We start from the raw sequence: 9,458 nt of genomic DNA on the forward strand, positions 1-9,458 counted from the left end.
AATTTGGCGGAAGCGGTGAGATTCGAACTCACGGAGGACTCACACCCTCGTCGGTTTTCAAGACCGGTGCATTAAACCGCTCTGCCACGCTTCCATGTGCGTAAGAATACAAAGCTTGTTTGCTTTATTCAAGGAATATTTAACTGCAATGTATTCAAATGCATATTGTTTCATCAATTATTAAAGTCGAGCAGCCAACTCTGCGCCATCACGAATCGCACGCTTGGCATCAAGTTCGGCAGCTAACTTAGCGCCACCAATAATATGATAGTTTGCAAAAGTCTGTTCACCCTCTTTAGGCATTAAATCTTTTACTGACTCTTGTCCAGCACAAACCACAATCGTATCAACACGTAATAGCTGATCATGTCCGTTATGCTCAACCCATAAACCTTCATCTGTTACCGCTTTATATTGCACGCCACGAAGCATGCGTACAGCATGTTTTTTCAATTGTGCGCGATGTACCCAACCTGAGGTTTTGCCTAAGCCAATACCAAGGGGGGTAGTCTTACGTTGCAATAAAAAGATTTGGCGTACAGGCATTTCAACTTCTGGACGCTGCATACCACCTTCAGAAATATAATTCGGGTTTGGATCAACACCCCATTCACGCTGCCAATCAGCAAGTGGTTGTGGCTGAGGTTGATGTGCTGGTTTTAATAAAAACTCCGATACGTCAAAACCGATCCCCCCCGCACCAATCACTGCGACTTTATGACCAACTTCTGCCCCTCTTAATACTTCCGCATAAGATAAAACTTGTGGAGCGCTACTGCCTTGGATTTTTAAAGCGCGAGGAACAACACCCGTTGCCACAATCACTTCATCAAAACCTTCACGCTCAAGTTGTTCACGGCTGACTTGGGTATTCAAACGTAAATCAACGCCTGTTTGTTTGAGCTGAACTTTAAAATAACGAATGGTTTCGTGGAATTCTTCTTTACCCGGAACAACTTTGGCCAAATTAAACTGACCACCGACATCGTTACTTGCTTCAAACAAAGTCACAGCATGTCCACGACTGGCTGCAACAGTTGCCGCTGACATCCCTGCAACGCCACCGCCAACAACTGCGATACGTTTTGGTTTTTGCGTTTTGATATAGACCAACTCTGTTTCAAAAGCAGCACGAGGATTGACTAAACAAGTTGCACGTTGATTTTTAAAAGTATGATCTAAACATGCTTGGTTACATGCAATACAGGTATTAATTTCATCAACACGATTGGTCGCGGTTTTATTGACCCAATACGCATCCGCTAAAAATGGACGTGCCATTTGCACCATATCGGCTTTACCAGAAGCGATAATATCTTCTGCGACATCAGGCATATTGATACGGTTTGACGCAATCACAGGAATAGAAACATGCTGTTTAACAAATGCGGTATAATCCACAAATGCGGCACGAGGAACAGAGGTCACAATAGTCGGAATACGTGCTTCATGCCAACCAATCCCCGTATTTAATAAAGTAACACCAGCTTTCTCTAATGCTTTCGCAACTAGAATAACCTCTTGCATGGTATTACCGTCATGCACTAAATCCAGTAGAGATAGACGGAAAGCAATAATAAATTTTTCGCCAACTTTTGCACGAATTGATTTAACAATTTCCACCGCAAAACGCATACGATTTTCAATATCACCACCCCAACGATCAGTACGTTGGTTGACATGACGACTTAAAAATTGATTCAGTAAATATCCTTCCGAACCCATAATTTCAACGCCATCATAGCCTGCTTTCTTCGCTAAACTGGCACAACGCGCATAATCATCAATGGTATCTAAAATATTTTTATTGCTCATTCCACGCGGTTTAAATGGTGAAATGGGTGATTTCACTGAACTTGAAGACACCACAAATGGCTGATAACCATAACGACCCGAATGCAAAATTTGCATTAAAATTTTAGCGCCATGCTTATGTACAGCATGCGTGACCAGACGATGATGCGGAATATCAACCAAACTGTTCATCGTACCACCAGCAGGTAACAACCAACCTTGACGGTTTGGAGAAATCCCACCTGTGATGATTAAGCCAACACCACCCTTCGCTCTTTCTTCAAAATAAGCAGCAAGTTTAGGGTAGTTAAAGAAACGATCTTCCAAACCTGTGTGCATAGAGCCCATCACCACACGGTTCTTAATGGTGGTAAAGCCTAAATGTAATGGTTTTAAAATATTTGCATAGCTAGTCATGGTATTCCTTCTCTATTTTTTGGCTTTGCAACTTGTTGCATAGTACTTTAATACTTTTTTGGCATTTTGGGATGACTCTTTTTCATATTTTCGGTGTTGAAAGTGTCAATTTTGCATGAGTATCTCAACAATTTTTATTTAAATAACAAAGCAGAATAATGACTTACAAATAGACTTCTTTCATAAATACCTTTTTGATTCTCACTATAGGAGAAACATAAAGAGATGTAAGTCATTATGAATGGGATCTCATGCATACAATGCTTATGCAATCCTTTGAATAAATTAAAATAAAAATCAGCCATGTACAACATAACTGATTTTTTATAAAAAAGTGAAATGATCTTATGCAGGTCGATTAAGTAATGGCACGATTTTTCGGTATTTTCATTTTCAAAGCACTGATAAAAATTCCTAAGCAAATAAACGCCGCGCCAATTAAAATATTGACTGTTAATGGTTCATGCCAAACTAAATAGCCAAATAGCAAACTTAAGATTGGAATACACATAATTGAAATTGAAGCAATAAAAGTATCGACCTGACTCACAATCCAATTCCATAACACAAAGGCAAAACCTGTCCCAATCACAGCAATATAAAACAGCATCGACTCATTTAGAGGATTCAGCCAAACTTTAAAATCTATCGGTTCAAAGATTAAAGCCCCCACTAAAATGGCACTCCCTCCCATCAACAATTGCCAAATTGTGAGTTTTACTTTGTCATAAGTAGCAAAATTCTTTTTGATATAGACCGTTGCCATGGCCCAAAAAAAGCCAGAGAACACCAAAACGACTTGTCCCATCAAGGATACATTCATATGTAGATGGTGGAGTTGTGGCCAAAGTATCGCAATCAACCCTAAACTGCCAAAAAACAAACCCAAAATTTTCTGAGCATTTAAACGTTCATTTAAAAAATAATGCGCTAAAACCCCAATGAAAATTGGCATGGTAAACACCAAAACAGCGGATAGACCTGAATCAACAAATTGCATCGCAAAAGTCTGTGTCGCATAGAATCCGAAACAAATCAATAAACTTGAAATGATCAATGACCTCCATTCACCCTGTTTCGGCAAAATCGATTTTCTGAGAATGAATTGCACCATCATCAAAGTCAAAGCAGCAAGAATCAATCGCGTAGAAATAAATAAGAATGGCGGAAAGACCAGTAAGCTATGTTTAACCAGTCCCCACAACGATCCCCAAACCAGACACAGCAACGCGATTGCACTGATGACTCTAATATTCACACATTTTACTCAACAGATGGAAAGTATGGCTAGTTTAAAAAATAAATGACATCATGAATAATGCTATGTTTTAATGTATACATCATTTTTTTTAATGCCATTTTGAAAAATGATTTTCTCCATTTTTGGAAATAGAGTTCTTTCATAAGCATTCAACCCCGCTGTGTATTTCTCGCATCAGGGGAATGAGCAACGATTGAAGTTCCGCAAGGGGTTTATCAAACGCGCTAATGCATGAGTTGTCATATTGAGGATAGAGCGTGAATATTGACATTAACGATATCAGATCATTTGTCACCGTTGCTGAACTAAAAAGCATTACGGCTGCGGCAAATAAGCTTAATTATTTACAGTCTAATATGACCGCTAAAATTAAAAAAATTGAAAATCATTATAAACGTCAGCTGTTTATTCGTAAGCCCAAAGGTGTTGAGCTGACTGAATCAGGAATGAATTTATATACTCAATATAAGAAAATGATTTTCACATGGGAAGAAACCGAAAATAAACTGTATCAGCAAGAGAACTATTTACGTTTCGGAACCAATACCAGTTTAGGTGGTATGCGTTTTTATCCCTCGTTCAGTCAGCTCTATTCCGCCTACCCTGACCTTTCTATCACCATGAAAACGGGTGCTACAGGTTTTATTGAAGATGAGATTTTACAAGGAAATCTCGATATTGCTTATGTACTCGGTCACCCCACACAAAAAAATCTTCAATACATTCAAAAAGCCAATGATCAACTGGTGATCATTGGTAAAAATGTCATCAATCACGATAATCTTGAGGATTGCCTCAATCATCAGAATATTTTGCTTGCTTCAGAGGAATGTTGTTATGCCACGACACTGAATAACATTTATGCAGACTATCAACTCAGCAAAGGTGAGTTAACACATATTTATGATCATGAAGCTTTAGTTCATTTTAGCCAACTGGGTATGGGTGTCTCGATGATTGCCAAATCTCTAATTAAAAAGTTTAATATTCAATACTATATGGAGACACCTGAACCCTATCGAGATATTGGTTTATATCTGATCGCTCGTCATGATCATGTATTTACCCCGATTGAAAAACAATTGATCGGCTTAAATGATTCGCTCTAATTTAGGTTGATGATTTCGAGAAATCAATATGCATATTAAACCTAAACATTTATTCCACGGTTCATCCCAACATCTTGAACGACTGCAACCCACTCAAGCAGTGGGCGATGGACTAAAAGACTCTGCAATGGCTATCGACAAAAAGTGTGCTACCACTGAAGATTGAACAAATTAATCCTTCCGATTTTAAAAAATACATACGCCAGTTATAAAAACGAAAATATCCGTCCTCACAACCATTGGATGTCGCATTTTTTAGCGTTCTGATTTGCTTGGCATGGGTTACTTGAAAATTGCGATTAAGATTAAAGCAATGTAACCTCTAAAAAGGTTTAAATTTTCCTTAAGATCAACTCGATTTTACAAAACCATGACGCACGAAAAGTGTTACAATAGTTCCGATTTTTGATTATCCAAGACCACCTGTTCGGGGTCTTATTTATAATGTTAGGACAAGCAATGACTGATAATGCAACTATCTTGCAGCACGTACCTGTAGGCAAAAAAGTTGGGATTGCCTTCTCTGGTGGTCTCGATACTTCAGCGGCTTTATTGTGGATGAAACAGAAAGGCTCAGAGCCTTATGCTTATACCGCAAACTTAGGTCAACCTGATGAAGATGACTATGATGCGATTCCAAAAAAAGCAGAAGCTTATGGTGCAGTCAAAGCTCGATTAATCGATTGTCGTTTACAACTTGCCTTGGAAGGTATTGCTGCGATTCAATGTGGTGCATTCCACATTAGCACTGGCGGTGTTCCTTATTTCAATACCACGCCGTTAGGTCGTGCAGTGACAGGTACGATGCTTGTAACTGCAATGAAAGAAGATGACGTCAACATTTGGGGTGATGGCTCTACTTATAAAGGTAACGATATTGAACGTTTCTATCGTTATGGCTTGTTGACCAACCCAGATTTAAAAATTTATAAGCCTTGGTTAGACCAAAACTTTATTGATGAGTTAGGCGGCCGTGCCGAAATGTCGCAATTCTTAATCGACAACGGCTTTGACTATAAAATGTCGAAAGAAAAAGCTTACTCAACTGATTCAAACATGTTGGGCGCGACGCACGAAGCTAAAGATTTAGAATATCTTGATGCTGGTATTAAAATCGTTGATCCAATCATGGGCGTTGCATTCTGGAAAGATGATGTCGAAGTTCTGCCAGAACAAGTGAGCGTGACTTTTGAAGCGGGTACTCCTGTTGCTTTGAATGGCAAACGTATTGATGATCCTGTTGAGCTTATTTTAGAAGCCAACCGTATCGGTGGTCGTCATGGTCTAGGTATGTCTGACCAAATTGAAAACCGTATCATCGAAGCAAAATCTCGTGGCATCTATGAAGCACCGGGCATGGCGTTATTACACATCGCTTACGAGCGTTTAGTGACGGGCATTCATAACGAAGACACCATCGAACAATACCGTATTAATGGTTTACGTTTAGGTCGTTTACTGTACCAAGGTCGTTGGTTTGACTCACAAGCACTGATGTTACGTGAAACTGCTCAACGTTGGGTTGCAAAAGTAATTACAGGTACTGTGACTTTAGAATTGCGTCGTGGTAATGACTACACCATTATGAACACTGAATCTCCTAACCTCACTTATGAAGCTGAGCGTTTAACCATGGAGAAAGGTGATTCTATGTTTACGCCGATGGATCGTATTGGTCAGTTAACCATGCGTAATCTAGATATTACCGATACTCGCGCTAAACTCGGTCTCTATACAGAATCTGGTTTACTCGCTGTGGCTCAAGGTTCAGGTTCTGCGATTCCTCAACTTGAGAATAAATCAAAATAAGTGATTGATAAATAAAATTATCCCACTTAAAAAGGCTGAATAATTCATTCAGCCTTTTTTATTCACCAGAAGAAATATACATAAAACAAAATCATTCCATTTATAGAACAATATGTCGCAATAAAACACTATCTAGCATCATTATGAACCGATAATATTATGCTTAAGCAAAACATAATAATTTGGAGATGCAAGATGAATGCTTATCTACATCGTAGTGAAAACCGTGGTCATGTCAAAGCAGGCTGGTTAGATACTTATCATAGTTTTTCATTTGGTAGCTGGTATGACCCTAAATATATGGGTGTTAGTGCCCTGCGTGTAATTAATGACGATACGGTTGCCGCACATAATGGTTTTGGTACTCATCCCCATGACAATATGGAAATCTTAACCTGTGTACTTGATGGTACGATTTCGCATAAAGACAGCATGGGAAATGAGGGACAAATCAATGCGGGTGAATGGCAGTTGATGAGTGCAGGTACAGGTGTGACCCATAGTGAAATGAATAAGCATGATAAAGCCGTGCATTTATTACAGATTTGGATTCAACCCAATGTGCAAGATGCTGAGCCAACTTATCAGCAAATTCTGCTCAATCCTAAAGATCATCCAAACCAATGGCATTTAATTGCTGGCGATGAATCTGCGCCCATGTTGATTCGTCAAGATGCTGAAGTGAAAACTGCGGTGATTGAGAAAGATCAACATTTGGAGATTGCAGCACAGAAAAAAGTAAACTATGTGCATGTGATTTCGGGTGAAGTAATGATTGCTGATCATTTGGTTAAAGCAGGTGATGCTTTGCTCTTTGATGAAACCGCAACGATTACAGCACTGCAAGACAGCCAAATGATTTGGTTTGATTTACCGTAACCCACTGTTCTAGATTGTAGACATTAAAAAAGCCCGATTTACGGGCTTTTCTACAACCTTGAACATTTTTAAAAACGATCAGAACCGTTTCGTTCGTTGTTAGCTGTTGTATACGGGTTTGTCATATCTTTGTTCATTTAGGCAAGATCGCTCTTGAATCCCAAATAGTATATGACTTCCGTATTGTTTAAATTATCACCATTTTCAATTCGGGTCAAGAGGTTTGGAATATCACTGAAATTTAAAAAAATAAGCAATAAAAAGACTGATAAACTTTGACTTAACAGTCTTTTTTCAATCTTGGTAGGTATAAGCAGACTCGAACTGCTGACCTCTACGATGTCAAGATTGCGTCAAAAGCGATCTAATCAATTGAATAATAATAAAATAATGATCATTTTTCACCTAAAATTCAGGTCAAAAACTGCTTACCTAACTTCAATAAAATCAGTCATTTAGAAATTCATTCCCCGAAAGTTTTTCGAGCGCTTTTTAACCAAACTTGAAAGTTTACTCTATAAAATTCGGGGATAAAATTACAGTAATCTTAATCTTTCATTTATGGTTAAATTCCATTGATGAGCATCCAACTTTCTGCGTAATGCTGCTTTCTCAGATTCATCTACATAACCCCAAGCGACGAATGAACCATCTATGAAATAGTCGTGGACGGATGAGGCAACATTAGGATTAATTTTACGGATAGCATCACCGTACTCCTTCCACCACTGGCGACACCAAATCATGCAATGTGCCAGTGCAATCGTATTCATGTCTGCCGTTCTATGTTCTCTATGGCTAAACAGAGCAATCAGATGATGGACGTATTCAACCGCTATAGGAATCTGATCAAGTGAGATCTCATCTATACCTTTCACACTAAAACGTTGGTGTATTAGTTTGTAGGCATCAGAAAAGTTAAGGTGTTTTGATTTCGCCACAAGCATATTCACTGCATCATTTAAAACCACACGTTCTGTTTTATGGTTCTTAGTCTTAGGTTGTACTTCCCTATCCAAAATGTCTAAAACCCATTTGCGGAATTCTTTTGCGACAGGTGTACGAGCAAACATCGCAATCAAATGACATCCACGTAATGAAAAAACTCTAACTTCTCGTTGTTGACCCTGCAACGTCATTTTGACGTTACGGGTCATTTGGTACGAGAACTCATCCAAATTACGCTCATATATTTTATTTACTGCATCACCTCTCGCATATCCTAAAGCTTGACCAAGCTCACGAGAAGTAATCCACGCCTGCTGATCACACTCTACAATATTAAAAGTTGTTTCATGGAAAGTTAGTGCTAAACTAGCCATATCAATATCCTCATAGGTATTGGTAAGTGCCCCGCGATCCGCCAAGATTCTTCGGGGCATTTTTTTGAAAATAATGTCCACTGGACATATTGCAAATATATATGTCCACTTGATACCATGTCAACAGAATTTATTAGGACGATGTCATGGGTAAACATTTAGGTGTTGCTTATAATTTGCGTTTACCGCAAGAACTAAAAGATAAAATCGCAGAATCAGCCAAAGAACTGAATCGCTCAATGAATGCGGATATTGTTGCTAGGTTGGAACAAACTTTTAATGACCCATTAATTAATGATCCAAAAAGCATGATCGATAGGTTTGATAAGGTAATCTCTATTATCGAACAACAAGATACGACTATTAAAAATCAAGACCAGACCATCACAACCCTAAAAAATATGCTAGACGAGCTAACTGTTTCAACGGCTCAGGCAGTAGAGTTGCTTAAGAAAAAAGCACCTTAAGGTGCTTTTTTAATTATTGGAAGATATTCTAATTTCCAATCAGAAGATTTTTGCGCAAGCCTTATCCTTTCATTAATTGAAGAAAACTCTTCTCTCACTACATTAAATGTAGTTTGTGGAACAGGATAATTTCTAAATATTGCAAATCCGACTCCAATCGTACAAACAAATTTATCAAAACTGATAAAACGATCATGTGAAATTTTTTGAAAAAAACTTTCTCCTTTAGATATTAATTCAATTTTATTAAACATATTTTTATATTTTGAATCACATAAATCTGTAAAAAATTTATCAACTGGAAATGGCTTTGTTGCACAAACCTATCTGTAAAGGCTTTTTCAGCGATATAATTTTCAAATGAAGAAGCCTACACACAAAATCTACCGCACAACCAATT

Annotated in this window: 9 protein-coding genes and 1 tRNA gene; 5 read left to right on the forward strand and 5 right to left on the reverse strand. The window is 38.3% G+C overall.

Translation table 11 applies throughout. The features are described from left to right. Nucleotides 1–4 precede the first annotated feature (4 nt). From MMO38_RS16300 to MMO38_RS16310, 3 genes are all read right to left on the reverse strand, one after another. Nucleotides 5–94, reverse strand: a tRNA-Ser gene (locus MMO38_RS16300). An 86-nt stretch (nucleotides 95–180) separates the two neighbouring features. Further along, nucleotides 181–2,211 carry an NADPH-dependent 2,4-dienoyl-CoA reductase gene (locus MMO38_RS16305; RefSeq protein WP_241324166.1) on the reverse strand — a complete coding sequence of 677 codons (2,031 nt, stop codon included), beginning with the start codon at nucleotides 2,209–2,211 and terminating at the stop codon, nucleotides 181–183. Nucleotides 2,212–2,569: 358 nt separating this feature from the next. After that, nucleotides 2,570–3,469, reverse strand: a complete 900-nt coding sequence (locus MMO38_RS16310; RefSeq protein ID WP_241324167.1) for a DMT family transporter — start codon at nucleotides 3,467–3,469, stop codon at nucleotides 2,570–2,572. Between the two features lie 260 nt (nucleotides 3,470–3,729). Here MMO38_RS16310 and MMO38_RS16315 point away from each other — a divergent pair, with 260 nt between their 5' ends. The 4 genes from MMO38_RS16315 to MMO38_RS16330 all read left to right on the forward strand — a co-directional run bounded on the left by MMO38_RS16315 (nucleotide 3,730) and on the right by MMO38_RS16330 (nucleotide 7,269). Continuing rightward, nucleotides 3,730–4,581 (forward strand): LysR family transcriptional regulator, encoded by an 852-nt coding sequence (locus MMO38_RS16315; RefSeq protein ID WP_241324168.1) that lies wholly within the window; start codon nucleotides 3,730–3,732, stop codon nucleotides 4,579–4,581. Nucleotides 4,582–4,609: 28 nt separating this feature from the next. Continuing rightward, nucleotides 4,610–4,747: a hypothetical protein gene (locus tag MMO38_RS16320; protein WP_241324169.1), complete on the forward strand. Its 138-nt coding sequence runs from the start codon at nucleotides 4,610–4,612 to the stop codon at nucleotides 4,745–4,747. A 278-nt stretch (nucleotides 4,748–5,025) separates the two neighbouring features. Then, entirely contained in the window at nucleotides 5,026–6,390 is a 1,365-nt protein-coding gene (argG, locus tag MMO38_RS16325) for an argininosuccinate synthase (RefSeq protein WP_241324170.1), read from the forward strand. Between the two features lie 195 nt (nucleotides 6,391–6,585). Next, nucleotides 6,586–7,269 (forward strand): pirin-like bicupin family protein, encoded by a 684-nt coding sequence (locus MMO38_RS16330; RefSeq protein WP_005196358.1) that lies wholly within the window; start codon nucleotides 6,586–6,588, stop codon nucleotides 7,267–7,269. Between the two features lie 536 nt (nucleotides 7,270–7,805). On the opposite strand, the gene MMO38_RS16335 is transcribed toward MMO38_RS16330, so the two are convergent. After that, on the reverse strand, nucleotides 7,806–8,591 hold the full coding sequence (locus tag MMO38_RS16335) for a BRO family protein (protein ID WP_241324171.1): 786 nt from the start codon (nucleotides 8,589–8,591) through the stop codon (nucleotides 7,806–7,808). Between the two features lie 146 nt (nucleotides 8,592–8,737). Here MMO38_RS16335 and MMO38_RS16340 point away from each other — a divergent pair, with 146 nt between their 5' ends. Continuing rightward, complete coding sequence (locus MMO38_RS16340; protein WP_241324172.1) at nucleotides 8,738–9,058, forward strand: Arc family DNA-binding protein; 321 nt, start codon at nucleotides 8,738–8,740, stop codon at nucleotides 9,056–9,058. Here MMO38_RS16340 and MMO38_RS16345 read toward each other — a convergent pair. Further along, complete coding sequence (locus MMO38_RS16345; protein WP_241324173.1) at nucleotides 9,055–9,312, reverse strand: hypothetical protein; 258 nt, start codon at nucleotides 9,310–9,312, stop codon at nucleotides 9,055–9,057. The genes MMO38_RS16340 and MMO38_RS16345 overlap by 4 nt on opposite strands. Nucleotides 9,313–9,458 lie beyond the last annotated feature (146 nt).

This window comes from Acinetobacter sp. NIPH 1852 (genome assembly GCF_022549455.1).
Classification (GTDB): domain Bacteria; phylum Pseudomonadota; class Gammaproteobacteria; order Pseudomonadales; family Moraxellaceae; genus Acinetobacter.

Coding starts and splice junctions, on each gene's coding strand:
- MMO38_RS16305 (WP_241324166.1), bottom strand. CDS start 2,211: ATGACTAGCTATGCAAATATTTTAAAACCATTACATTTAGGCTTTACC.
- MMO38_RS16320 (WP_241324169.1), top strand. CDS start 4,610: ATGCATATTAAACCTAAACATTTATTCCACGGTTCATCCCAACATCTT.
- argG (WP_241324170.1), top strand. CDS start 5,026: ATGTTAGGACAAGCAATGACTGATAATGCAACTATCTTGCAGCACGTA.
- MMO38_RS16330 (WP_005196358.1), top strand. CDS start 6,586: ATGAATGCTTATCTACATCGTAGTGAAAACCGTGGTCATGTCAAAGCA.
- MMO38_RS16335 (WP_241324171.1), bottom strand. CDS start 8,591: ATGGCTAGTTTAGCACTAACTTTCCATGAAACAACTTTTAATATTGTA.
- MMO38_RS16340 (WP_241324172.1), top strand. CDS start 8,738: ATGGGTAAACATTTAGGTGTTGCTTATAATTTGCGTTTACCGCAAGAA.
- MMO38_RS16345 (WP_241324173.1), bottom strand. CDS start 9,312: ATGTTTAATAAAATTGAATTAATATCTAAAGGAGAAAGTTTTTTTCAA.